This window comes from Isoptericola sp. NPDC019571, assembly GCF_044389385.1.
Classification (GTDB): Bacteria; Actinomycetota; Actinomycetes; order Actinomycetales; family Cellulomonadaceae; genus Isoptericola; species Isoptericola nanjingensis.
The window spans coordinates 58,908-83,436 of the sequence record NZ_JBIRXZ010000010.1; the positions used below are offsets into that span (position 1 = coordinate 58,908).

Here is a 24,529-nt window from a genome sequence, read left to right on the forward strand (position 1 = left end):
GGCGCGGGCACGTTTCACCCCCGGGAGGACACCGCTCCCGACCTAGGCTCGACGGCATGGCCATCGGAGTCCCGGCCGGGAGCCACCTGCACGTGATCACGCCCGGCGACCACTTTTCCCCGTCGACCGGGAGCGCCCTGCCCTCGGTCGTGCACGGCCTCGCGGCCGCGACCCCGCCCGGAGCCCCGCGGTCGGTCGTCGCCGTCGCGCGCGGCACCTACCCCGACCGCTACCCGAGCGCGGACGTCGTCGAGTACGACCCCGTGCCGCAGCAGCGCGCCGACCGCTATCGCGACGCCGCGGCGGCGCGCCTGGGCCTGCCCCGGAGCGGCGCCCGGCGGCCACTCGCCGCCGCGCTCGCGGACCAGGCGCGGTGGCCCGCCTCCGTGGTCCTCGGCCACAACCTCCCCCAGCTCGTCCCGCTCGTGGACGCCGACCGGCACGCGGCCGTGCTCTACGCGCACAACGAGCTGCTGCGCACGTACTCCCCGCGGGAGGCGGCCCGGGTGCTCGACCCCGCGGGCGCCGTCGTCTGCGTCAGCGGCTACGTCGCCGAGCGGACCGCGGACCGTCTGCCCCCAAGGCTGCGCGACCGCGTGCGAGTGGTGCACAACGGGGTCGACACCGCGCTCTTCCGTCCCGGTGACGCGGACCGGGTCGCCGGGGAGCCGCTGCGGGTCGTGTTCGTCGGGCGCACCGTGCCCGACAAGGGGCCGGACGTCCTCGTGGACGCCTTGCTCCGGCTCCGCCGGCCGGACGTGGTCGCCACCGTCGTCGGCACGCCGCACTTCGCCCCCGGCGCGCCCCTCACCCGGTACGAGCGCGAGCTGCGGGCCGCCGCCCGGCCGCTCGGCGACGCCGTGCGCTGGCTCCCGTTCCGGCCCCGGGACGAGGTGGCCGCCCTGATGCGCGCCGCCGACGTCGTGGTGGTGCCCTCCCGGTGGGCCGAGCCGTTCGCCCTCACCGTGCTGGAGGGGATGGCGTCCGGCGCCGCTGTCGTCGCCGCACGGACCGGAGGCATCCCCGAGGCGGCCGGCGACGCCGGGGTGCTGGTGCCGCCCGGGTCTCCCGACGCCCTGGCCGCCGCTCTGGAGGGGCTCGCCGACGACCGCGCGTTGCTGGCCACGACCCGTGAGCGCTGCCTGCGACACGCGCGGGCGCACGACTGGCGCGCGGCGCGGCGGACCCTCGACGTCGTCCTCGGCGACCTCGGCCTGACGTCCGTCAGGCCGGCGGGGATGCCCGCGGCCTGAGCCGGCGTCAGCCCGGCCCGATCACCAGCAGCCAGTCGCCCCCGCCGTCGGCGTTGCGGCCCGGGGTCCTCATGCGGTCGGTCAGCGCCACAGGAGTCGCCGCGCCGGACGACGGGTCCACCCAGCGCGCCCTCCCCGCGGAGGCGAGCACCGCCAGGTCGAGGCCGAGCTCGCGCTCCGTCGGGACGTAGACGACTGCGGCGCGACCGTCCGCCGTGACCGCCGCCGTCGCGCGGTCACCGTCGAGGACGTCCGTCGTGTCACCGGTCCGCGCCGCCCCGGCGCCGGAGCGGACGAGGTCGTCGGAGGGGCGCAGCTCCCACCAGGGCAGCGCCTCGACCACGTCCCGCACCACGCCGACCTGCCGGAGGCCCGGCGCGTCGAGGCGGCCCTGCCAACCGTCGAGGAACTCCCAGTCGTCGCTGCCGTAGACGTCCCCCGGCGATCCCGACGTCAGGGCCCACGCGGCCTGCCGTCGCAGCGACTCGGGGGTCGTCGGCGGCCCGCCGTCGTTGTTCTCGCCCTCGTAGCCGCCCTCGGCGAAGAGCGCGGGGACGGCGGGCTCGCGGTCGTAGGCCTGTCGGACGGCGTCGTAGGCGGGCGGGTAGGAGTAGACGAAGGTGAAGTCCACCCGGGAGGCCCAGTATCGGTCGTCGGTGGAGACGGAGCGCGGGTAGCCCAGCTGGATCGAGAACGGCCGGTGGTCTCCCGTGTCGCGGATGCCCTGCACCACCTGGTCGAAGCACCGGTCGACGTCGCTGCCGGCCGCCGGGTCGTCCGCGGCGGGGAAGTAGTCCCCGCCCGTCATCCAGACGACGCCGGGCAGGTCGGCTGCCCAGGCGCCCACCCGCTCGCCGTAGGTACGGCACTCCTGCTGCGAGGACGGCGAGAACGCGCGGCCCACCGTCCAGCCGTCCACCGGGTAGAGGAACACCGACATGCCGCGCTCCGCCGCGGCCGCGAGGGTCGCGTGCGCCCGGTCCCAGTACTCCGGCACCCAGGACAGGACGTCACCGTCCACGAACGGGAGCAGACCGTCCGCGGTCGCGCCGTCGTCGGACGGCCCGCCGTTGGCCGTCGCGCCCAGCAGCGAGACGATCAGGGCGTTGACCCCGCGCCCCTGCCGGTCGTCCAGGTAGGTCAGCGCCTCCTCGGGGGACAGGTCGACCAGCAGCGACCAGGGCGAGTCTCCGCGCACCAGGACCGGCGCGCCGTCCTGGTCGACGAAGTACCGCCCGTCCGGACCGATGCCCGTGACGAGGTGTGCCCCGTCCGGCGTCTCGGGCGCCGGCGGCGGCGTCACGGGCAGCTCCGCGGCGACCGGCCCGGCCGTGCCACCGATCCGGCTCGCCTGCCCCTGGTGCTCCCGGTCCCACCACCATGCGGCACCGGCGACCGCGAGCGCGACGACGGCCGTCGTCGCCACGACGGCGACGACCCGGCGTCTCCGCCCGTGCGACCTCTCCCGCACCACGACGCCGCCCGCTCAGCCCGCGAACCCGGCAGCGGTCGCGACGTCGCGGGCCATCCCCCGCCACCTCGGCAGCACCCAGCCCGGCACGATCCGCGACCAGCACCGCGCCTTCTCCCGGAGCGGGAGGCCCGTCGTCGCGACGGCCCGGTACAGCTCGAGGTTGAGCCGCGTCTGCGGGAAGGCGAAGCGGACCCGCGCGGACGGCGCGTGCCACTTCACCTGCTCCTGGCCCTGCAGCGAGAGCTGCTCGGGCACCCGCCGCTGCAGGAACGCCCGGTCGTCCACGACGACGGCCGGTCCCTGGCAGAGCAGCTCGGTCAGCAGCACGATGTCGTCGCCCACCATCGGGCGCAGCGGGCGCGCGCGGGCCAGCGCCGAGCGCCGGATCACGCCGTACATGACGTGCGACGCCTGCGACCGGAACAGGCGGCGCAGCCGCTCGTGCGCGGCGTCGGCGTCCAACCCGAGGTCTGCATCCCCGAGGCCGTCGGTGATCGTGCCGTCGCCGTCGACCAGCCGGGCCCGCGTCATCGCGAGCACGGCGTCGGGGCGCTCGTCGAGGGCCCGCACGCACGAGGAGGCGAACGTGGGGAGCCAGAGATCGTCCACGGCCGCCCAGCTGAACAGGGGGGCCGAGGACCGTTCGAGGACGCGCCGGTAGTTCCACGTCCCACCGCGGTTCGTCTCCGCGCGGAGGTACCGCACGCGGGGGTCCGCCGCGGCGACGGCTCGGCAGATCTCCTGGGTGCCGTCGGTCGAGCCGTTGTCGGAGACGACGACCTCGAGGTCCTCCAGGTCCTGCGCGAGCAGGGACCGGAGGGCTCCCTCCAGGAACCGCTCGCCGTTGTACACCGGCAGCCCGAAGGACAGCACGGGGGCCGGCGCGCCCCGCGTCACGGTGTCCCCCGGCCGAGCGACAGCACGCTCTTGGTCACGGTGTACGCCTCGGCGTAGCGGCTGCGGCACTCCATCCCGCGCAGGCGCAGGAGCCCGAGGAACACCTCGTGGTCCCACCAGTCGTGAGCCTTCTGGGAGGCGTAGCAGGCGTCGAGCAGCTCGACCTTGCGCCGCGCCAGCGCGTCGGGGACCGGCACGTAGGTCGACGGGCGCCCCATGTCGCCGTCCCACTTGGGGATCTCGTAGTGCAGCACGACGGCGTCCCGCCAGACCGTCGGAGCCATCGTCCCCACCAGCCGGTGGTCCTGGTGCGCGTCGTCGGGCCGCGGCGCCAGCACCAGGTCCGGTGCAGGGACCCGCTCGGCGTGCTCGTGCAGGGCGGCCCGCGCCTCTCCCCACCGGTCCGGCAGGCGCCCGTCCGGAAGCCCGCCGAACACGCTCGTCGCGCCGGGGAGGAAGGCCTCGGCGGCGGTGCGCGCCTCGTCCTGGCGGGACGGGTCGCCGGTGAGCGTGAGGTACGCCGCCTCGACACCACCCCGCGCCGCGAGCGCCAGCAGCGTGCCGCCGCAGGCGATCTCGACGTCGTCCGGGTGCGCGGCGAGGCACACCACCCGCAGCGGGCCGTCGGGGAGCGCGAGGCCGATCATCGGGCGGCCCCCGACCTCTCGTGCGTGCTGCTGGCGGCGGCCCCGGGGACCGTCGAGGCGAGGACGTCGCGGAGCCGCTCCTCCTGGGCCGCCAGCCGTCGGGCCGCGTCCGCGAGCACCGGCCGCGTGTCCGGCGCGGGCTCCCGCAGCAGGTCGAGCACCTGGTCCGCCACCTCGTCCGGGTCGAAGCCGTCGACCGCGTGCACCTGCTCCCCCTGGCCGAACTGCTCGAGCAGCCGTCCCTGCTTCGCGCCGTAGCCGAGCGAGACGGCCGGGACCCCCAGCCGCAGCGCCGTCACCAGGTGGTGGTACCGGGCCGCCGCGACGACCCGTGACCCGGCCGTCTCCCGCGCCACGTCGGCCAACGACCCCGCCTCCACGGCCTCGACCCGGCCTGGGCCGGCCGACGCCGCACGGGCCGCGACCTCGCGGGCGGTCGGCGCGTCCGGCAGCGCGCCGCCGAGCACGACGACGTCGGCGCCGGACGCCGCCACCCGCTGGACGACCCGCACCATCCGCGCGACGTAGGCGGCGCGGTCCGCCTCCCCCTCCGCCGTCCCGAGACCCCGGTAGTCGATGACTCCCACGACGACCCGCGGCCGCTCACGGCGAGGGGCGCCGGGCGCCGGGAGCCCGAGGACGAGATCGGGCACCACGTCGAGGGGGCGTCGCACCCCGAGCCGGCGCGCGGCGCGCGCCGACCCGTCGTCGCGCACCGTCACGAGGGTCGCGGCGGAGAGCGTCCAGCGGAACAGTCGCGCCGTCACGGGGTGGAAGGCGGCGTCGACCCCGACCGACAGGGCGAGGAAGGGCCGCCCTCGGAGGCGGGCGGCGAACGCGTACCAGAAGAGGGTGAGCGGGATCCCCCCGGGGGCGATCGCCAGCCCCTCGAAGATCCCGGTGCCGGGCACGACCACGGCGTCCAGGTCGCCGACCGTGCGCCACGCGCGCCGCGCGTCGGCCAGCTTGCCGAGCAGGCCGCCCGCTCCCCCGCGGCGGGCACCGGGATGGTGCAGGGGCACGGCCGCCACGCCGTGCTCCGCCGTCACCGCCTCGCACCGGTCGGCCACCACCACCGGGACCACCCGGTCGTCGGCCCGCAGCACGCCCAGCATCGCGGCGAGCGAGGCCTCGTTCCCGAAGTTGTGGACCCCGAACTCGCCCAGCAGCCCGACGTGCACCTTCACCTCGCCCACCGGGACCTCGTGCACCGGGACCTCACGCGCCGGCACGAGCCGGACCCACGACCTCGCCGACCTCGACCTCGGGCACGCGCCGCGGCGCGGGGCGCGCGCCGCTGTCCCACACCGCCCACGGCCGGTCGCCCACGCGGTTCATCTCCTCCAGCGCGGACCGCTCCTTGAGCGTGTCCATCGGCGCCCAGAACCCGGTGTGCGGGTGCACGCGGAACCGGCCGGCGCGAGCGGCGCGCACGCAGGCGTCCATGACGAGGTCCTCGCCCTCGCCCAGGTAGTCGAAGATGCCCTGCCGCAGCACGAAGTACCCGCCGTTGATGCACATGCTCATGTCGGCCACGGGCTCCAGGTCGCGCATCGTGCCGTCGGGGTCGTAGCGCACCACGTGGAACGAGTCCTGCGGGGCCACCGCCATGAGCGACCCGACGGCGTCCGTGGCGAGGAAGTCGTCGACGATCCGGTCCATCGGCGCGTCCGTGAGCACGTCGCCGTAGTTGGCGAGGAACACCTCGTCGTCGTCGAGGAACCGGCGCACGCGCCGCAGCCGCTCGCCGATCGCCGTGTCGATCCCCGTGTCGACGAACGTGATGCGCCACTCGCTGATGTCGCTGCTGAGCAGCTCGACGTGCTCGCCGCCCTTGGTGAGGACGAAGTCGTTGGAGTGCGTCTCGGAGTAGTGGAGGAAGTAGTCCTTCACGGCGTTCGCGCCGTGCCCCAGCGCGAGCACGAACTCCGTGTGCCCGTAGTGCGCGTAGTACTTCATGATGTGCCACAGGACGGGCCGCGACCCGATCGGCATCATCGGCTTGGGCAGCGAGTCGGGGCCGGACCGCATCCGCATCCCCAGCCCGCCGCAGAACAGCACGACCTTCATGACGTCCCTCCCAGGGCCTGCCCGTCGTCGGGCGTGTGACGGACACGGCGCGGCGCGGCCCGCTCCCGCAGCGCGGGGGCGACGGGCCGGCCGACGAGGAAGCCGTCGGTGCCGCCCGCGTCCAGAGCGGCGGCGTAGACGGGCAGCGCCCCGGCGACGGCCTCGACCGTCCGGTCGACGTCCGCGTCGGTGTGCGCGGCGGAGATCACGAACGACTGCGCCAGCACGCCGCGGCGCAGCAGCTCGGCGAGGAACAGGGTGCGGTACGCCTGCGAGGGCGCGCCGTCGTGGTCGCGGGTGCCGAAGACCAGGCACGCCGGGTGCCCGGACACCGTCACCGAGCCCGTCAGACCGGCGGAGTCGACCACCTGCTGCACCCCGGCACGCAGCCGCTCACCCTGGGCGGCCATCGCGCCGGGCACGTCGCGCGCGGCGTACTCGCGGTGCACCGCCAGCCACGCCGCGAGCCCGGCCGTCTCCGCGCCGTGCGTCGTCGAGAGCAGGAAGACCCGCCGTGCGTCCGTCGCCAGGCCGCCGAGCTCCATGAGCTCGCGCCGGCCCGCGAGCGCCGAGACGGCGAACCCGTTGCCCAGCGCCTTGCCCCACGTCGACAGGTCCGGCACGACGCCGTACACGGTCTGGGCGCCTCCGGCGGACCACCGCATCCCGGTGATGATCTCGTCGAACACGAGCACCGTCCCCGTGCTGTCGCACAGGGCGCGCAGCCCCTCGAGGTAGCCGGGCGGGGGGCTCGCGTGCGCGGTCGCGGCCTCGAGCACGAGGGCGGCGACACGGCCCTCGTGCCGGGCGAGCAGCTCCTGGACGGCGACCAGGTCGCCGTACGGGAACCGGACCGTGAGGTCGCCGATCGCCCGCGGGATCCCGGCGTCCATCGGCGTGGTGCCGATGAACCAGTCGTCGGTGGAGAAGAACGGGTGGTCGGCGCAGACGGCGACCAGGTCGCGGCCCGTCGCGGCGCGGGCCAGCCGCACCGCCGCGGTGGTGACGTCGGAGCCGTTCTTCGCGAACTTCACCATGTCGGCGCCCGGCACCTGCGCGCAGAACGCCTCGGCCGCCTCCAGCTCCCACCGGCTGGGCCGGGAGAAGCTCACGCCGTCCGCGATCGCCGACGTCACGGCGTCCACCACGGGCCGGAAGCCGTGGCCGAGCGTGACGCTGCGCAGGCCCATCCCGTACTCGACGTACTCGTTGCCGTCCACGTCCCACACGTGCGCGCCCGCGCCCCGCGCCAGCACAGGGGCCATGCGCTCCGGGTACTGGTCCGCGCCGCGCGCGTACGTGTGCGCGCCCCCGGGCACGAGACGGTGCAGCCGGGCCTGCGCGGCCGTCGACCGGTCGAAGGACCGGGCGGGGTCCGCGGGCTGCGACGGGTCGGGATGCGTCGCGTGCTGCGTCAGCTGCGTCAGCTGCGTCATGGTGCCCCCGGGTGCGGTCGGGAGGTGGGTCGTGAAGTCTGGTGGGGCCGGCAGGGGGCCGGTCCCGCCGCCAGTCTGCGGCGCGGCACGGCACGGATGAAGGGCCCGCAGGGCTTTTCATCCGGCGCCCGCACCGACTTCACCCGACCGCTCCCCGGACCCTCTCCGTACCGTGTGGAGCATGCAGGTGCTGCCCACGACCCTCGACGGCGTGCTGATCCTCGCCCCCACCCCGCACCGGGACGAGCGCGGGCTGTTCATGCGCACGTTCGACACCGCCACCGCGGCGCACGCAGGCCTCGACCCGGCGGCGTTCGTGCAGGACAGCCAGTCCCGCTCGCGGCGCGGCGTCGTGCGGGGGCTGCACGGTCGGGTGGGCGGCGGCGAGGCCAAGCTGGTGCGGGTGGCGCACGGTGCCGTGCACGACGTCGTCGTCGACGCCCGCCCGGGCTCCCCGACGTTCGGGCGCTGGGAGGCGTTCCGGCTCGACGACGTCGACTTCCACGTCCTGTACGTGCCGCGCGGCTGCCTGCACGGACACCAGACGCTCACCGACACCGCGGACGTCTGCTACCGCATCGACGCGGAGCACGACCCGTCCGAGGACGTCGCGGTGCACCACCTCGACCCCGACCTCGGGGTGCGGTGGCCGCTGCCCGTCTCGCTCGTCAGCGACCGCGACGCCGCCGCGGGGCCGTGGGTGGCGCTCGTCCAGCAGCTCGGCGGGGCGGCGTCGGGGCCCGGCGCGGACGTGCTGTAGCCCGACGCCGACGAGGTCGTCCCAGGACGGCCGACGGCGTCGCGCCGCGTCGAGCCTGCCGTTCCCCCTGGGGACGAGCTGCTTCTCCACAGATCTCGTCGACTCCCTGGTCGATTCGAACGTGCGTTCGATAGCGTCCTTCGTGTCATGGCGCGCCGACCGAGGAGGGACGATGCCCGCCACCACTGCCCCTGCACCCGTGCCGCCCACCGGCCCGGACCCGGCGAGCGGCACGGTGTCACGGCTGCTCGACGCCCTGGCCGCCCTCGAGGGCGGGGTCGCCGCGCTCGCGGGGGCCGGCGAGGAGATCGGCCTGCACGACGTCGGCCGGGACGTCCTCGAGCAGGCGTCGGCCCGGCTCCGGAGAGTCGGCTCCCGGGTGGACGCCGCGCGGTGGCGGGTGCTGCCCGCGCTGGAGGCGGACGGCCGGTGGTCGCTCGACGGGTCGCGCACCTTCGCGCACTGGCTCGCCCGTGCCGAGAACGTCGGGCTGCCCACCGCGCGCCGCGACGTCCGCACGGCCCACGCCCTGCGCGACGTCCTCCCGGCGACCGGTGCCGCCGCGCTCGCCGGCCGGCTCGGCGCCGACCACCTGCGCGCCATCGTCGACGTCGCCCCGACCTCCGAGGCCCGCCGAGACGCGCTCCTCGCTCCCGCGCCGACCGCGAGCGAGACGAACCGCACGACGGACAGCGGGACGACGGACGACGAGAACCCGGAAGCGCCGGACGCCGGCCTCGCCGCGCCGACCGGCGAGGAGCACCTGCTCGCCACCGGCTCCTGGTACACGCCCGCGCAGTTCCGCCGGCTCGTCAAGCGGTTCGCGTACGTGACGGACCCGGAGTCGGACGAGCGGGGCTACGCGCACGCCCGCGAGAAAGAGTTCGTCGACCTGTCGCCCACGTGGGACGGCTACCACCTCGCCGGGTTCCTCACCGAGGAGCACGGCCAGGCGCTGCGCGCCGCCCTCGACGCCGTCGCCGGCCGGCCCGCCGCCGGGGAGACCCGCACGCCCGCGCAGCGACGCGCCCAGGCGCTCGCCGACCTCGCGCGCGTCGCCCTCGACTCCGGGACCGTGGGGTCGGGCGCCGCCGTGCGCCCGCACCTGACCGTCACCATCTCCCTGACCGAGCTCCGTCGCCTGCTCGCTGCCGGTCACGGTCGCGCCACCGAGCTCGGCCCTCCCGTCGCGGGATGGGCCGAGTCGCTGGGAGTCGACCCCGCCGAGTTCGTGGACGGCCGCGGCCCGCTGCCCCCGTCCCTCCTCCGCCGCATCGTGTGCGACAGCGAGGTGACACGGGTGGTCCTCGGCCCGGAGTCGCAGGTGCTCGACGTCGGGCGTGCCCGGCGCACCGTCACCGGCCAGCTGCAACGCGCCGTCGTCGCCCGGGACCGGCGGTGCACCTGGCCCGGCTGCGACGAGCCACCTGCACGCTGCGAGGTCCACCACGCCGTGGCCCACTGGGCGGACGGCGGCAGCACGTCCGTCGACAACTCCGCCCTGCTGTGCTGGCACCATCACGACCGCGTCGACGCGCTCGGCATCACCATGCGTCGCGACGGCGGCACGTGGCACTTCACCGACCGTCACGGTCGCCCGGCGGCTCAGGCGCCGGGCGTCCCGCTCATCGCTGACCGCCGCGGTCCCGGCTGAGCGGCTCGACCTCGACGGGCTCGGGCTCGGCGATCACCCAGCGACCCCCGAGCGCCTCCACCTCGGGGTGCGCGAACCGCACCTCGTCGAGGAGGTCGGGCACCAGCAGCAGCACCTTGTCGGGGCGGATCTCGGCAAGGATGTCGGGCCCGAGCACGGGCACCCGCGGCCCGGGGCCGCCCGGCATGGACCTGCCCCGCTTCGCGGGCGACGCGTCCACCACGGCGAGGACGTCGTCCGCGGTGACGCCGGCGAGTGCGAACAACGCGACCGCGCGCGACGCGGCGCCGTAGGCGACCACCTTCCCTTCGCTCGCGTCGAGCCAGTCGCGGAGGGCCGCGGCCGACGCGGCCACCTGCCGTTGGAGCGCCGCCACGGCCGCCGGCTGCGTGATCCCCGCCGCGGCCTCGGCCGCCAGCTCGGTGGCGACGAGGTCGCCCGCGGCGCGGGCGTGCCGACCGGCGGGCTGCGAGCCCTCCCGCGCCAGCGCGAGCAGCCGCGTCCCGCCGTACAGCGGATAGCGCCACAGCCCGACCGGGACGAGCCCGGTGCTGCGCGCCATCTCCACGAGCACCGTGAGCGAGTAGTACGCGAAGTGCCCGTGCCGCAGCGCGTTCCAGGTGCCGTCGCGCAGGATCACGGACAGCGGGTGCACGTGCAGCGCGAGGACGCCGTCGGGGGCGAGGGAGTCGAGCCGCAGGTCCCAGGCCGCGCGCTGGTCCGCCTCGTGCATGATCCCGAGCGAGTCGACGACGAGGTCCGCGGCGAGCCCGGGCACCGTGCCGGGGCCGTCGAGCAGCACGGCGTCCGGCACGATCTCCTGCACCCGCGCCAGCCAGGAGCCCCCGTGCGGGGAGCGTATCTCCCCCACCCACGTGCCGGGGCCCAGCAGCCCGCCCCCGACGAGGTCGGCCACTCCCGCCCGCGCCTGCGCGACAAGTGCGGCAGGCTCCACTCCGAGCGGCTCCTCGGGACCTGTCGGGTCCTCCTCGAGCTGGGCCAGTCGGCACCGGTCGCACATCACCATGCGCAACGGGTGCACGGGGTCAGGAGCGGGTGCCTCCGGCTCGGGGAACAGGTCGGCGGCAGGCTGGGAGCCCAGGTCGAGCACCACGGTGGCGCGGTCCGACTGGCACCACCGGCAGCGCCAGCCCGGCACGACGGCGCTCACGTGCCCGGCTCGAAGACCTCGAGGCGCGGCAGGAACGTCACCAGCCGGCCTCCCCAGTCGGCGACGTGCGCGAGCTGGGCCGAGATCTCCCGCCGCAGGTTCCACGGCATGACGACGACGTAGTCGGGCCGGGCCGCGTCGAGCGCCTCGGGCGCGTGGATGGGGAGGTGCATGCCCGGCGTGAACCGGCCGTGCTTGTACGGGTTGCGGTCGACGGCGAACTCGATCAGGTCGGGGCGTACGCCGCAGTGGTTGAGCAACGTGTTCCCCTTGCCGGGCGCCCCGTACGCCACCACGCGCCTGCCCTCGCGGCGGGCGGTGAGCAGGAAGCGCAGCACGTCGTCGCGCACGGCGGCGACCTGCTCGGCGAAGCCGGCGTGACCTTCCACGGTGTGCAGGCCGGCGGCGGCCTCTGCGGCGAGCACGCGCGCCACGGCGGCGGACGGCGCGGGCCCACCGCCGGCTGGTGCGCCGTCGGGCGTCGGCACGGACCACGTGCGCAGCGAGCCGCCGTGGCTGGGCAGCTCGTCCACGTCCACCACGGTGAGCCCGGCGGCGGCCAGCACCCGCTGCGTCGTGAGCAGCGACAGGTAGCTGTAGTGCTCGTGGTAGATCGTGTCGTACTCGTTGCCCTCGACGAGGCGCAGCAGGTGCGGGATCTCGATCGACACCCGCCCGTCGTCGGCGACGAGCTGCCGCAGCCCGCGCGAGAAGTCGACGATGTCCGGCACGTGCGCGAAGACGTTGTTGGCCACGACGAGGTCGGCAGGGCCGTGCTCGGCGCGCACGCGCCGGCCCGTCTCCTCGCCCAGGAACTCCACCACCGTGGGCACGCCCCGCTCGACCGCGGCCGCGGCCACGTTGCCCGACGGCTCGACGCCGAGGCAGCGGATCCCCCGGTCGACGACGTGCTGCAGCAGGTAGCCGTCGTTGCTCGCGACCTCGACGACGAACGACCGCTCGGGGGCGAGCCCGAGCCTGTCCACCGCGTCGTCGACGTACCGCCGCGCGTGCTCCACCCACGACGCGGAGTAGGACGAGAAGTAGGCGTAGTCGTCGAAGATGTCCTCCGCCGGCACGTAGGCGGGCAGCTGCACCAGCAGGCACTGCTCGCACACCCGCACGTGCAGCGGGTAGAAGACCTCCGGGCCGTCGACCTGCTCGGCGGTGGGGTAGGTCTCGCACGGCGGCGACATCCCGAGGTCCACGAAAGTACGGGTCAGGGGTGCGCCGCACAGTCGGCACGACGGCGCGGGCACCGCGGACCCCTCGGGCGCGCCGGCGGCGTGCCGCGCCGCGGACACGGCGGTCATGCCGGCACCGCCGTGGTGCGCAGGTTCTCCAGGTCGAGAGCGCCGCTGGCGGCGAGCTCGCTCACCCGGTGCAGGCGCACGAAGCGCGGGCCCTCGAAGTCGTCGGCGGTGAGGCCGAACCGGTGGACGTCCTGCCAGATCTGCCGGATCCCGTCGCGCACCGTCCAGCGGGGCGCGGCGGCCGGGAGCTCGGTGCGGATGCGCGTGAAGTCGACCCGGTAGTTGCGGGTGTCGGCCCCCGCCCCCGCGGCAAAGGTCACGGGGGCGCCGGTGACCTCGCTGACCTGCTCGGCGACGGTGCGGATCTGGACGACGTCCTCGTCGCGGCCCACGTTGAACGCCCGGTCGTGCACCACCTCGCGGGGGGCCTCGAGCCCGGCGAGGAACGCCCGCGCGATGTCCTCGACGTGCACGAGGGGCCGCCACGGTGAGCCGTCCGACTGCAGCCGCACCTCGCCGCGCGTGTACGCGGTGCCGGTGAGGTTGTTGACCACGATGTCGGCCCGCAGCCGCGGTGACGAGCCGTACGCGGTCGCGTTGCGCAGGAACGTGGGCGAGAAGTCGTCGTCGGCGAGCGCGGAGAGACCGCGCTCGGCCTGGATCTTCGACTCCCCGTACGGGGTGACGGGGTGGAACTCGGCGCCCTCGTCGACGGGCTCGTCCCCCGCCGCCCCGTACAGGGAGCACGACGACGAGAACAGGAACCGCGTCACCCCGGCCGCCTTGGCCGCCCGCGCCATCCGCACGGCGCCGTCCGTGTTGACGGAGAACGTGGCCTGCGGGTTGAGGTGCCCGAGCGGGTCGTTGGAGATGGCCGCCAGGTGCACCACCGCGTCGAAGCCGGCGAGGTCCTCGGGCCGCGCGTCCCGGACGTCGCCGGTGCGCTGCTCGTACCCCGTCACCGGAGGGCCGAAGTCGCAGCCGTCGTACCAGCCGGCGTCGAGGCCGACCACCTCGTGGCCTGCCGCCTGCAGGAACGGCACCAGCACCGCACCCACGTATCCGCGGTCACCATCGACGAGCACTCGCATGATCCGTCCCCCGTCGTCGTCCGGCCGGTCCCGCGGGCAGGGAGTCCCGCGAGCCGGTGGCTTCACCGCCGCCTCGACGCTAACCAGCGACCTCCTCCCACCGTGAGGGTTGCCCGGGGTGAAAAGCCTCGTCACCCGGGTGATTCCGCCCCCGGGACGTTCCGCGCCCGCACCCCGGCGGCGAGGATCGGGAGCCATGAAGGTCCTGCGCATCTCCCACAGCGCGGTGGTCGACGCCTGGCGCGGCCGCGAGGTCGAGCTGCGCCGGCGCGGCGACCACGTCCGCGTCGTCACGGCCGCCGTCTGGGACGAGGGCGGCCGCGACGTGCGCCCCACGCCCTCGCCGGACGAGGAGCTCGAGACCGCGCGCACGTTCGGCCGGCACCCCGCCCTGTTCCTCTACGACCCGCGGGCCCTGTGGCGGGTGCTCGGCGAGCGGTGGGACGTCCTCGACATCCACGAGGAGCCCGTGGCGCTCGCGACCGCGGAGATCCTGGGCGTCCGCGCCGCGCGACGGCTCGTGGACGCGGCGCGCGGGCGCCGCTCCCGCCCCGCGCCCTACCTCCTCTACTCCGCGCAGAACCTCCTCAAGCGGTACCCGTGGCCGTTCCGGGCGCTCGAGGCGGCCGCGCTGCGCGGCGCCGCCGCCGTCGTCACCTGCAACCACGACGCCGCCCGCATCGTGCGCTACAAGGGCGCCCGGGGACTGGTCGAGCGGATCCCGCTCGGGCTCGACACGACCGTGTTCTCTCCCGCCGACGACGCAGAGCTGGGGACGCAGCCGGCCGGGCCGCGCACTCCGGGACGGGTGCGCGTCGGGTACGCCGGGCGCCTCACCGCCCAGAAGGGGGTGGACGTGCTCCTCGCGGCTGTCGCCCGGGACGAGGCGCTGGACCTCGTGGTGGCGGGCGCCGGTCCGGAGGAGGCGCGGCTGCGGCGGGTCGCCGCCCGGTTGGGCGACCGCGTCGACTTCCTCGGCCCGCTCGACACCGACGACCTCCCCGCCTTCTACCGCGGGCTGGACGTCCTGGTCGTGCCGTCGAGGCACGCCCCGGGCCTGGCCGAGCAGTTCGGCCGCGTGGTGGTCGAGGCGATGGCGTGCGGCACCCCGGTCGTGGCGACCCGTGTCGGCTCCGTGCCGGACCTCGTCGCCGGCGCCGGTGTCCTCGTGGCACCGGACGAACCCGAGGCCCTGCTGGACGGCATCCGGCAGGCGACCCACCCGCGGACCGCGCGCACGCTGCGCCTGGCCGGGCTCGACCGTGCACGCGAGTGCTCGTGGCCCGAGGTCGCCCGTCGGTACCGCGCGGTCTACGAAGCGGCCCTCGGCGCGCCGGCACGCGACCACGGTTCCGCCGCGCACGACGGCGCAGCACGTCGGCCGTCCCCCCGTGTCGAGGTGGTGGTCGTCGCCTACGGCCACCCCGACCTGCTGCGCTCCGCGCTCGAGCCTCTGGCGGGAGCCTTCCCGATCACCGTGGTCGACAACTCGTCCGACCCGCGGCACCGCGCGCTCGCCCAGGTCTTCGGCGCCGCCTACCACGACCCCGGGCGCAACCTCGGGTTCGCGGCGGCCGTCAACGTGGCGCTCGCGCACCGGCAGGACCCCGGAGCGGACGTGTTCCTCCTCAACCCCGACGCCGTCGTCGGGCCCGAGACCGTCGCCACGCTCCACGAGGCCCTGCACGGGGACCCCGGGCTGGCGAGCGTCGGCCCCGCGCAGGTCGACGGTGCGGGCCGGCCGGGACGCGTCGTCTGGCCGTTCCCCTCTCCGGCGCGGGCATGGCTGGAGGCCGCCGGTCTCGGCCGGCTCCGGCTGCCGCGCGAGCGCACCTTCGTCATCGGCTCCGCGCTGCTGATCCGCGCGGCCGCGCTGCGCGGCGTCGGCGGGCTCGACGAGCGGTTCTTCCTCTACGCCGAGGAGACCGACTGGGCGTACCGGGCCGACCGGCAGGGCTGGCGGCACGCCCTCGTGCCCACCACCGAGGTCGTGCACGAGGGCGCGGGCACGGGTGGTGACGTCCGGGTCCGCGAGCTGCACTTCCACGCGTCGCAGGAGCGCTACCTGCGCAAGCACTACGGTGCGGCCGGCTGGACCGCCGCCCGTGCCGGTCTCGTCGCGGGCGCGGTGCTGCGGTCCGCCGCGCTCCGCGGGCCTCGCCGGGAGCACGCCCAGCGGCGTCTGCGCGCGTACCTCGGCGGGCCCGCGTCGCTGGAGGACCGCGAAGCGGTGCCGTCGTGAGCGCCGGCGGGCCCGGCGCCCACCACCTGCGCCCTCGGACGGGCGGGGGGCCGCGGACGGGCACGCAGACGGGCATCGCGTCGAGCCTGCGGTCGACGACGCGCGTCGCGACGTGGGCGGCGGTCCTCGGCGTCGTCGTCCTCGCGGCGACCTACGTGCTCGCCCACGACCTCACCCTCGGGGTGGCCGTGACGTCCGTCGCGGTGCTGGCCTGCGTGATGCTCTACGACCCCTCGCTGGTCCCCGTGATCGCGATGCCCACGTTCGTCGTGGCCGAGCGGGTGGGCGGGGACGCCCTGAACATGTCGCTGGGCGACGTGACCCTGTTCGCGACGTTCTGGGTCGCCGTCCTCTTCTCGCCGCGCCCGTTCACGCCTGCGCTGCGGTCCATGCTCTGGCTGTCGGCGGTGTACCAGCTCGCGACGCTCTTCGCCGTCGTCGCCACCCCCTTCGCCCAGAACTCGATCGAGTGGTTCCACGCGTGGCTGCTGGTGGGTGGGGCGCTGGTCGTGGGCTGGGCGGTGGGCCGGTCCGGGCACGCGACGCTCGGACTGACGCTCCTGACCGTGTTCGTGCTCGCGATCGCGCTCGACGCCTGTGCGACCGCGGCCGTGCAGCTCGCGCAGGGCGACGTGTCGCCGGTCTACCCGAGCTGGCCGTTCGAGCTGCACAAGAACCTCGCGGGTCCGATCTTCGCCTCGGTCGCCCTGCTCGTCTTCGTGCGCCAGTCGTGGCTGCGGTGGCCGGCCTGGTTCCGGGTCCCGGCCTTCTACCTGCTGGTGCTCGCGCTCATGGCCGTGCAGTCACGCCAGGCGATCGTCGGCCTGGGCGTCGGCCTCATCGTCCTCGCGCTGCGTGCCGGCCGCGGACGCCGACAGACCCCGATCCTCATGCTGCTCACCATGGCCCCCGCCGCCATCTTCGTCGCGAGCCGCGTGCAGGACGACCTCTCCGGCGACGACCCGTTCAACTCCACGGCGTTCCGCGCCGTGGGCATCGAGGGCGGGTTCGACGTCTGGCGGGAGCACCTGTGGTTCGGCGCCGGGCTGCGCTGGTGGACCGTGGGGCCCGAGCTCGGGTTCCAACCGCCCAACGCCGTCGCGGAGGTGCTGTCCTCGGTCGGGATCGTCGGCCTCGCCGGGTTCGCGGTCCTCATGCTGGGCACGCTGGTGGTCGCGTGGCGGATGGACCGCCGGTTCGGGACGCTCGCCGTCGCCCTGCTCGCGTCGCGCCTCGTGGCGAGCCAGTTCGACCAGTTCTGGGTCGCGATCATCGTGTCCCTGCCCTTCCTGCTCGTGGGGGTCTGCCTCGGCGCCGAAGGGTTCGCGAAGGCGCCTGGCGCGCCCCTCCTCGACGACCGGCCGGCGCGCGTCCGTCGGCGCGCGGCGCGAGCCGCCCTGACCCCGGTGGAGCCACCGGTCCCGGCGCAGGGCGAGGAGCTCCTGCTCCCCGGTGGCCGCTCATGAGGATCACCCACGTCGTCGTGACGGACGCGTACGCCGGGGTCGAGGCCCACGTCGCGCGCCTCGCCCGAGAGCAGGCGCGGGCAGGCCATGACGTCGCGGTGGTGGGCGGTGCGGAGGAGCCGATGCGCGCCGTCGTCGGCGACGACGTCGAGCTCAGGCCGGGTTCGACGGTCGCGCGGGCGCGCCGCTCGCTCGTGCGTGGGCCGCAGCCGGACGTCGTCCACGCCCACATGACGGCGGGCGAGATCGCGGCGTGCCTCGTCCCCCGGGTGCTCCTGCACCGCGTGCCGCTGGTCGTGACGCGGCACTTCGCCCTGGTCCGGGGGCGCAGCGCCGCCGGCCGCGTCGCCGCGCCGGTGATCCGTCGCACCGTCGCCGCCCAGATCGCGATCAGCGCCTTCGTGCAGGACCGCATCGACGGCCCGAGCCGGGTGGTGGTCGCAGGCCTCGAGGAGCGGCCGCACTCGCGCGGCGCCGCGCTCCGGTCGCCCGTGGTGCTGATCGCGTCCCGGCTCGAGCCGGAGAAACGGGTCGACTCCGGTGTCCGGGCGTTCGCGGCGTCGGGGCTCGCCGACCGCGGCTGGCGCTTGCGGGTCGCCGGCTCGGGCTCGCTCGAGGTGGTGACCAAGGAGCTCGTGAGCGAGCTCGGGCTTGACGGGGCCGTCGATCTCCTCGGCCACCGCGACGACGTGCCCGCGCTCCTGGCCGACGCGGGGCTCTTCCTCGCCCCGACCCCCGGCGACGGCTTCGGGCTGAGCGTGCTCGAGGCCATGGCGAGCGGCGTCCCGGTCGTGGCCGACGGCTCCGGCGGGCACGTCGAGTCTCTCGGCCCCGCCGGCGGCCCCGGCCTGTACGCCACCGGGGACGTCGACGACGCGGGGCGGCGGCTGCGCGCCCTCGCGGACGACCCCCGTCGGCGCGACCGCTACGGCGCCGCCCTGCAGACGCGGCAGCAGGCCGAGTTCTCCGTCGCACGCCAGGCGGCCGCCACCGAGCGCGTGTACCGGCAGGTGCTGTCGTGACGCCGGACCGCGAGACCGTCACCGGCCCCGACCTCGTCGTGATGTCGCTCGAGCCGTGGGACGACGTCTGGCGGCGCAACCAGTACCTCGTCGCCGGTCTCCTGCGCGAACGCCCGTCGGCCCGGGTGCTCTTCGTCGAGCCGGTCAGCGACCCTGTGCACGCCGTGACCCGTGGCGCCTGGCCGCGGCCCGGTCGAGGGCTGCGGCCCGCCCCGGACGTCGAGGGCGTCGGCCCGCGCCGCCTGTGGCTGCTCGAGCCGACCAAGCTGCTGCCGCGGCGGGTCGCGCCGCACGGCGACGAGCGTCGCGCGGCCGTCGTCCTGCGGGCCGCCCGGCGACTCGGGCTCGCGCGGCCGGTGCTGTGGGTCAACGACCCGTACGGCGCCACGCTCGCCCGCGTCAGCGGCTGGCCCACGCTGTACGACGTCACCGACGACTGGACGGCGGCCACGCGCGGCCCGGCCGAGTCCCGCCGCGTCGCCGAGTCGGACCGGTACCTGGTGGAGCACGCGGCGGCCGTCACCGTCTGCTCCCCCACCCTGGCGTCCCGCAAGGCCGACGCCCGGTCGGTCGTGCTGGTCACCAACGGCGTGGACGTCGAGCGGTACCGGCGCCCCGCGGCCCGGCCGGCGGACCTCCCGCACGGTGCGACGGCCGTCTACGTCGGTACTCTGCACTCCGACCGGCTCGATGTCGGGCTGTGCGAGGCCACCGCCCGCGCCCTGGCCGGCGTGGGCTCCCTGGTGCTGGTGGGCCCGGTCGCACTGGAGCGGCCCGACGTCGACCGGTTGCGCCGGGCGGGCGTGGTCGTGCTCGGTGCCCGACCGTTCGACGCGGTGCCGGCGTACCTCCAGCACGCCGACGCGCTCGTCGTCCCGCACGTCGTCGACGACTTCACGGACAGCCTCGACCCGCTCAAGCTCTACGAGTACCGGGCCGTGGGGCGCCCCGTCGTCTCGACGCCCGTCGCCGGCTTCCGGGACACCTCCGACCCGCGGGTCGCCGTCACCCCGCCGGACGGCTTCGCCGCTGCCGTCCGGGACGCGCTCGCGGAGCCGACGCGCGGGCCGGCGGGGCGACCCGGCACGGACCTCGAGCCCATCCCCACCTGGGCGCACCAGGTCGCCCTCATGTCCGACGTCGTCGACGCCGTCCGGCGACCCGCTCCCACACCCCGGTGACGGCGTCCGCGGTCCCGCGGGCGGGGAACCGCCGGGTCGCGTCGTCGTAGGCCGCCCGGGCGCGCCGGTCGGCCGCCCCCGGGTCGCCCAGCACCGCCAGGAGCCCCGCGGCGAGAGCATCCGGGTCTCCGGGCGGCACGAGCACGCCCAGCTCCTCCCCCGCCGGCCGGACGATCTCCGGCACGCCCCCGGCGTCCGTCGCGACCACGGGGACGCCGCGCACCATCGCCTCCACGACCACCTGACCGAACGGCTCCGGCACCGGCGAGGCGTGCACGCACACCGACAGCCGGTCCAGCTCGCCGGCAGGGTCGTCGCTGAACCCGACCACGTCCACCGCGCCGCGCAGCCCGAGCCGGTCGATCTCCGCGTCGACGGCGTCCGCGTAGGCCTCCGCGCCGAACAGCGCCCCTCCGACCAGGCGGAACCGCACGTCGGGGTGGTCGTCGAGCACGGTCCGCGCGGCGCGCACGAGCTCCAGCTGGCCCTTCGTCGGGCTGAGGCGGCCGACCAGGCCCACCACCGGGCGCTCCGGCGGCACCCGCGCGTCATAGGCCGGCACCGCCTGGTCGGGCGCGTAGCCCGGGTGGACGACGGTGAGGTCGTGCACCCCGGGGAGCGTCCGGGCCGTCGCCTCCGAGTTCGCGACGACCGCGCGCGGGCCCCGGCGGGCCAGCGCGCGCAGGAGCCGGACCGCCAGCGTCGGGAGGTAGTCGTCGGCGATCCGGTCGTGGACGTGCCACACCGCCGGAACCCGGCACCACCGGGCCGCGAGGAGCCCCACGACGTCGGCGCGCAGCGAGTTGGTGTGCACGACGTCGGCGTCCGCCCGCCGGAGCACGCCGGCCACCCTGACCCCGAGCCGGAGGGTCTCGCCCAGCGCGAGCACCGCGCGCCAGGATCCGCCGAGCGCGTGCCGGTCCATGCCTCGCGACCGCGCCCCGGCGCGGACCACCACCGTCCGCACTCCGGCTGCCCGCAGCCGCTCCACGAGCGGGCCCTCGTCCAGCACGATCGCGCGGAGCTCGACACGGCTCGGGTCGAGCTCCGCGGCCAGCCGGAGCAGCGCCAGCTCCCCGCCGCCCAGCGCCGCCGTGTGGTCGACGGCCACGACCCGGAGCGGCCGCTCGGCCCCGCCCGAGGGCACGGTCACGACGAGCGCGCGGTCCGCAGCAGCCGACCGATCGTGGGCGCGACCTGCGCCGGCGTCGGCGGCTCCTGCTCCGCGGCCGGCGGGGCGGCCACGGTCGCGACCCGGACCCCCGTGGGCGGGAACGCCGGGGGACGGACCGGCGTCGGCGGCGTGACGGCCCCCGCCGGGCTCGCCTCGTCGCGCGCCGGGGCCGGGGCCGCGTCGTCGCCCGAGCTGGTGGGCGCACCGTGGTCCGGCGTGCCCTGCGGACCGCTCGGGGTGCGGTCCGCCGTCTCGTCGGCCGGGTCGGGCACCGCAGCGGACGGAGCGTCGGACGGGTCCGACTCGACGGGCTCGCCGTAGGTCGACGCGTAGACCATCCGGCTGTCGCCCTTCACCCCGGCCAGCGCGACACCGGTGAGCGGTACGCCGTTGATGCGCAGCCGCTCGGCCGCCTCGGCGAGGACGCTCCGCGCGGTCCGGCCGGCGGTGGCGACGAGGACGACGCAGTCCGCGTAGGCGCCGAGGATCGTGGCGTCCGCCGCCGCCAGCACGGGTGGGGCGTCGATGACGAGCACCTCGCCGGCGTCCCGTGCCGCCTCCACGGTCGCACGGACCCGGTCCGTCGCGAGGTAGTCCGCGGGGTCCATCGTCGGGTCGTGGAGGGCGAGGAAGCGGAGGTTGGGCACCTGGGTGGGACGCAGCCCGTCCGGATCGGTGCCCGGACCGTTCGGGCGAGGCAGCAGGTCCTCCAGGTCCGGACGACGCAGGTCGCCCGACACCGCGACGGTGGCTCGGCCGCTCATGGCCCACGACGCCGCGAGGTTGGCGGCGATGAACGGCCGCGGCGCGTGCGGGTCGGTGGCCGTCACGACGACCACGGCGTGCTCGCGGTCCTGCATCGCCACGTGCAGGGCGGTGCGCAGCTCCCGGATCGACTCGGTGAACGGGGAGGCGACCCGGCTCGAGATCGGCAGCACCGGGGTGCGGCGGTACGACTTGGCGGCCCGGGTCACCCCGTAGAGCTCTGCGAGGACCGGTACGCCGGCCGCGGCCGCGGCGTCGGCACGGCCACGCAGCCGGGAGTCGAGGGCCCGTCGGGCGAGGGCGAGGCCGACCCCGATCGCGAGCCCGGCGAGCGCGCCGAGGAGGACGATGCTGGCCCGCGGCAGCCCCACCACCACGGCGGACGAGCCGGTGGCGGGAGTGAGGATCTGGGCGGGCGTCACGATCGACTCGAGCGTGCTCCTGCTGGCCGACAGGGTCTGGTACTGGTCGATGATGGTGGAGCGCTCCGCGCCCGCCAGGGGGTCCTTGGGCTTGTCCTTCACCTGCTTGTCGACCGCGTCGAGCTGGCCGCGCAGCGCGTCGCGGCGGGCGTCGATCTCGGCGATCTGGTCGTCGATGACCCCGGGCATGCTGTCGACGTAGGCGGACGCCACCGCGTTCGCCAGCCCGACCGCGTCGCCCGGGGCGCCCGCCGTGGTGGTGACCGCCATGACCTGCGTGGAGGCGTCGAACGCTCCCGAGACCTGGGCGGCGAGCGCCTTCGGGTCCGTTCCCGCGGCCACACCCTCGGCGACCACCTGGAGCACACCGGGCGCCTCGACGAGCCCAGGGTCGGTGTCGACGCTCGTGGTGGTGGCCGCCGGCGACGTGCTGTCGCCCAGCTCGACGGCGTTGATCTGGACCGTCGCGGTCGCCTCGAACACCTCGGGCTTGCGGTCGGCGTACACCCACGCGGCGGCCAGCGCGAGCACGACCGACCCGATCAGGAGGTACTTGCCCTCCCACATCACCCGCAGGAACTCCCGGACGGTCATCGGCCCCCTACCTCCCCCTGTGCCCCCGGCACCCCGGCCGCCACGGCCTCCTGCGCCACCACGGCCTGCAGCCGGGCGACGAACGCGTCCTTGGAGAACCCCTTCACGTGCACGCCGATGGCCTCCTGGTCCCAGGACCGGGCGAGCGCGGCCTCGATCCCCTCGGCGACCGGCGCCGCGTCCGGGCTGTCCACGTACAGCCCGGTCACGCCGTCGACCACGGTGTCCAGGTACCCGCCCGTGCCGAGCGTCACCGCCGGGACGCCGAACGCGGCCGCCTCCAGCGGCGTGAGCCCGTAGTCCTCGTACGACGTGGCCACCAGCAACGACGCGTGGCCGTACAGCCAGCGCAGCTGGGCGTCGTCGACCTTCCCGACGAACCGCACCCGCTCGTCCGCGAGACGCTCGAGCCGCTCGCGGTCGGGGCCGTCCCCGACGACGACGAGGGGCAGGCGGAGCCGCCGCGCGGCCGCGACGACGACGTCGACGTTCTTGTACGGCAGCAGCCGGGCCACGCAGAGCAGGTAGCCGGGGGCGATCCCCGGAATCGGGGTCACGGGGCCCTCCGGCTCCATCGCGGGCGGGGGCGCCACGACCTCGGCGTCGATGCCGTAGGCCTCGCGCACGGCGCGCCGGGCGACGGTCGAGACGGCCAGGTAGACGTCGGCGCGGGCGGCGGCCGCGGCGTCGGACTCGCGCAGCCCGGGGCCGAGCAGGTCGAGCGCGGCGCCGGCGAGGCCGGTGCGCCACCGCTCCTTCCAGGCCCGGCCCGAGGCCCCGGAGAGGTACCGGTCGCGCTGGTAGAGCCAGCGGGCGGGCGCGTAGCAGTACACGACGGTGCGCCGCGCGCCGCGATAGCGGTGCGCCCACCCGCTGGAGCTGGCGAGCAGCACGTCGGCCTCGACGGGCTCGCTCTCGACCGCACCGCGGAGCAGCGGCAGCGCCAGGCGGTGGTGGCGCCGCAGCGCGCCGACACGGTCCAGGCGCGACGGGCGCACGTCCACGTCCGCGAACTCGGGGAACGTCCCGTCGGGGTGGTACAGCGTCGTGTAGAGCGGCGCCGACGGGAAGGCCCGGGCCATCGTCAGCGCCACCCGCTCGGCGCCCCCGCGCTGCGTCAGGTAGTCGTGCGCCAGTGCCACCGTCGGGCCCATGGTTCCTCCTCGTGCGGACGGTCGAGACCGCCCGTCGAGCGTAAGGAGACCGGGGCATGGAAAGGACCCCGTGGCGGCCTTTCCACCCGGGTGAAGAGCCCGGTCAGGCCGGGATCCGCACGGCGTCAGACCCTCGTGTGGAACTTCCCCTGCGCGGCGAGGAGCCCCTCGGCGAGGACCATCTCCACGGCGTCGGCGGCGTCGTCGACGAGGATCGGCAGGTCCTTGCGCTCGGTGGCGGAGAAGTCCTTGAGCACGTGGTCGGCAGTGTCCATGCGCCCCGGGGGGCGGCCGACGCCGACGCGGACGCGGACGTAGTCCTTGGTGCCGAGGGCCTTGGTGATGTCGCGCAGGCCGTTGTGCCCGCCCTCGCCGCCGCCGGACTTGAGCTTGATGGTGTCGAACGGGATGTCGACCTCGTCGTGCACGACGACGACCTGGGCCGGGTCGACGCCGTAGTACTTCACGAGCCCGGCGACGGGCCCGCCGGACGTGTTCATGTACGTGGTGGGCTTGGCCAGCACCACGCGGGGGCCGGGGCGCCCGCCGGGCAGGACGCCGAGCCGCGTCTCGGCGACGGCCGCCTGGGTGCGGGCGTGCCGCGAGAAGCGCGCGCCGGTGCGCTCGGCGAGCAGGTCGAGCACCATCTGCCCGACGTTGTGCCGGTTGCCCGCGTACTTCGGGCCGGGGTTGCCCAGCCCGACCACCAGCCAGGGGGTCTCGGTCATCGGCGTTCTCTCTCCAGGGTTCGGCGGCGGGTGCGCACGTCACAGGGCGCGGACGCGCGAAGGGCGCCCGGAACC

At 75.9% G+C, this 24,529-nt stretch carries 20 protein-coding genes; 7 read left to right on the top strand and 13 right to left on the bottom strand.

The features are described 5' to 3' along the window. Positions 1 to 56 precede the first annotated feature (56 nt). On the top strand, positions 57 to 1,253 hold the full coding sequence (locus ACH443_RS16890) for a glycosyltransferase family 4 protein (protein WP_430590962.1): 1,197 nt from the start codon (positions 57 to 59) through the stop codon (positions 1,251 to 1,253). 7 nt (positions 1,254 to 1,260) lie between these two features. Here the strand turns inward: ACH443_RS16890 and ACH443_RS16895 are convergent, their stop codons facing one another. From ACH443_RS16895 to ACH443_RS16920, 6 genes are read right to left on the bottom strand one after another with little or no spacing between them, the layout of a single operon-like run. Then, the gene (locus ACH443_RS16895) at positions 1,261 to 2,679 is read right to left on the bottom strand and encodes a DUF4038 domain-containing protein (RefSeq protein ID WP_430590963.1); all 1,419 of its coding nucleotides are present in this window, start codon (positions 2,677 to 2,679) and stop codon (positions 1,261 to 1,263) included. Positions 2,680 to 2,739: 60 nt separating this feature from the next. Then, complete coding sequence (locus ACH443_RS16900) at positions 2,740 to 3,624, bottom strand: glycosyltransferase family 2 protein (protein WP_430590964.1); 885 nt, start codon at positions 3,622 to 3,624, stop codon at positions 2,740 to 2,742. Further along, positions 3,621 to 4,271, bottom strand: coding sequence for a PIG-L deacetylase family protein (locus ACH443_RS16905; protein ID WP_430556513.1), 651 nt, complete (start codon positions 4,269 to 4,271; stop codon positions 3,621 to 3,623). Before ACH443_RS16905 ends, ACH443_RS16900 begins: the two co-directional genes overlap by 4 nt. Further along, the gene (locus tag ACH443_RS16910) at positions 4,268 to 5,503 is read right to left on the bottom strand and encodes a polysaccharide pyruvyl transferase family protein (protein ID WP_430590965.1); all 1,236 of its coding nucleotides are present in this window, start codon (positions 5,501 to 5,503) and stop codon (positions 4,268 to 4,270) included. Before ACH443_RS16910 ends, ACH443_RS16905 begins: the two co-directional genes overlap by 4 nt. Next, complete coding sequence (locus ACH443_RS16915) at positions 5,490 to 6,341, bottom strand: sugar phosphate nucleotidyltransferase (protein WP_429764477.1); 852 nt, start codon at positions 6,339 to 6,341, stop codon at positions 5,490 to 5,492. Before ACH443_RS16915 ends, ACH443_RS16910 begins: the two co-directional genes overlap by 14 nt. Beyond that, the gene (locus tag ACH443_RS16920; RefSeq protein WP_430590966.1) at positions 6,338 to 7,777 is read right to left on the bottom strand and encodes a glutamate-1-semialdehyde 2,1-aminomutase; all 1,440 of its coding nucleotides are present in this window, start codon (positions 7,775 to 7,777) and stop codon (positions 6,338 to 6,340) included. Before ACH443_RS16920 ends, ACH443_RS16915 begins: the two co-directional genes overlap by 4 nt. 181 nt (positions 7,778 to 7,958) lie before the next feature. Here ACH443_RS16920 and ACH443_RS16925 point away from each other — a divergent pair, with 181 nt between their 5' ends. Together ACH443_RS16925 and ACH443_RS16930 are read left to right on the top strand one after the other, a co-directional pair. Beyond that, entirely contained in the window at positions 7,959 to 8,537 is a 579-nt protein-coding gene (locus ACH443_RS16925) for a dTDP-4-dehydrorhamnose 3,5-epimerase family protein (protein ID WP_430590967.1), read from the top strand. A gap of 172 nt (positions 8,538 to 8,709) precedes the next feature. After that, positions 8,710 to 10,191 carry a DUF222 domain-containing protein gene (locus tag ACH443_RS16930; protein ID WP_430590968.1) on the top strand — a complete coding sequence of 494 codons (1,482 nt, stop codon included), beginning with the start codon at positions 8,710 to 8,712 and terminating at the stop codon, positions 10,189 to 10,191. Here ACH443_RS16930 and ACH443_RS16935 read toward each other — a convergent pair. The 3 genes from ACH443_RS16935 to ACH443_RS16945 are packed head-to-tail and all read right to left on the bottom strand — an operon-like array spanning position 10,163 to position 13,706. Continuing rightward, positions 10,163 to 11,362: a class I SAM-dependent methyltransferase gene (locus tag ACH443_RS16935; protein ID WP_430590969.1), complete on the bottom strand. Its 1,200-nt coding sequence runs from the start codon at positions 11,360 to 11,362 to the stop codon at positions 10,163 to 10,165. The genes ACH443_RS16930 and ACH443_RS16935 overlap by 29 nt on opposite strands. Further along, positions 11,359 to 12,675, bottom strand: coding sequence for a methyltransferase domain-containing protein (locus tag ACH443_RS16940; protein WP_430556519.1), 1,317 nt, complete (start codon positions 12,673 to 12,675; stop codon positions 11,359 to 11,361). The genes ACH443_RS16935 and ACH443_RS16940 overlap by 4 nt, the downstream gene beginning before the upstream one ends. Continuing rightward, positions 12,672 to 13,706, bottom strand: coding sequence for an NAD-dependent epimerase/dehydratase family protein (locus ACH443_RS16945; protein WP_430590970.1), 1,035 nt, complete (start codon positions 13,704 to 13,706; stop codon positions 12,672 to 12,674). Before ACH443_RS16945 ends, ACH443_RS16940 begins: the two co-directional genes overlap by 4 nt. A gap of 196 nt (positions 13,707 to 13,902) precedes the next feature. Here ACH443_RS16945 and ACH443_RS16950 point away from each other — a divergent pair, with 196 nt between their 5' ends. Genes ACH443_RS16950 through ACH443_RS16965 form a run of 4 tightly spaced genes read left to right on the top strand, consistent with a single transcriptional unit; the run spans position 13,903 to position 19,617 of the window. Further along, complete coding sequence (locus tag ACH443_RS16950) at positions 13,903 to 15,948, top strand: glycosyltransferase (protein WP_430590971.1); 2,046 nt, start codon at positions 13,903 to 13,905, stop codon at positions 15,946 to 15,948. Further along, entirely contained in the window at positions 15,945 to 17,414 is a 1,470-nt protein-coding gene (locus ACH443_RS16955; protein ID WP_430590972.1) for an O-antigen ligase family protein, read from the top strand. The genes ACH443_RS16950 and ACH443_RS16955 overlap by 4 nt, the downstream gene beginning before the upstream one ends. Beyond that, the gene (locus ACH443_RS16960; protein ID WP_430556523.1) at positions 17,411 to 18,436 is read left to right on the top strand and encodes a glycosyltransferase family 4 protein; all 1,026 of its coding nucleotides are present in this window, start codon (positions 17,411 to 17,413) and stop codon (positions 18,434 to 18,436) included. Before ACH443_RS16955 ends, ACH443_RS16960 begins: the two co-directional genes overlap by 4 nt. Next, positions 18,433 to 19,617 carry a glycosyltransferase gene (locus ACH443_RS16965; RefSeq protein ID WP_429764467.1) on the top strand — a complete coding sequence of 395 codons (1,185 nt, stop codon included), beginning with the start codon at positions 18,433 to 18,435 and terminating at the stop codon, positions 19,615 to 19,617. The genes ACH443_RS16960 and ACH443_RS16965 overlap by 4 nt, the downstream gene beginning before the upstream one ends. On the opposite strand, the gene ACH443_RS16970 is transcribed toward ACH443_RS16965, so the two are convergent. The 4 genes from ACH443_RS16970 to pth form a co-directional block, all read right to left on the bottom strand. Then, positions 19,565 to 20,770: a glycosyltransferase gene (locus ACH443_RS16970; RefSeq protein WP_430590973.1), complete on the bottom strand. Its 1,206-nt coding sequence runs from the start codon at positions 20,768 to 20,770 to the stop codon at positions 19,565 to 19,567. The two genes, ACH443_RS16965 and ACH443_RS16970, sit on opposite strands and share 53 nt — an antisense overlap. Beyond that, the gene (locus ACH443_RS16975; RefSeq protein WP_430590974.1) at positions 20,767 to 22,572 is read right to left on the bottom strand and encodes a hypothetical protein; all 1,806 of its coding nucleotides are present in this window, start codon (positions 22,570 to 22,572) and stop codon (positions 20,767 to 20,769) included. Before ACH443_RS16975 ends, ACH443_RS16970 begins: the two co-directional genes overlap by 4 nt. Then, positions 22,569 to 23,726 carry a glycosyltransferase gene (locus ACH443_RS16980; protein WP_430590975.1) on the bottom strand — a complete coding sequence of 386 codons (1,158 nt, stop codon included), beginning with the start codon at positions 23,724 to 23,726 and terminating at the stop codon, positions 22,569 to 22,571. Before ACH443_RS16980 ends, ACH443_RS16975 begins: the two co-directional genes overlap by 4 nt. Positions 23,727 to 23,851: 125 nt before the next feature. Continuing rightward, positions 23,852 to 24,454, bottom strand: coding sequence for an aminoacyl-tRNA hydrolase (gene pth / locus ACH443_RS16985; RefSeq protein ID WP_429764463.1), 603 nt, complete (start codon positions 24,452 to 24,454; stop codon positions 23,852 to 23,854). Between the last annotated feature and the right edge of the window lie 75 nt (positions 24,455 to 24,529).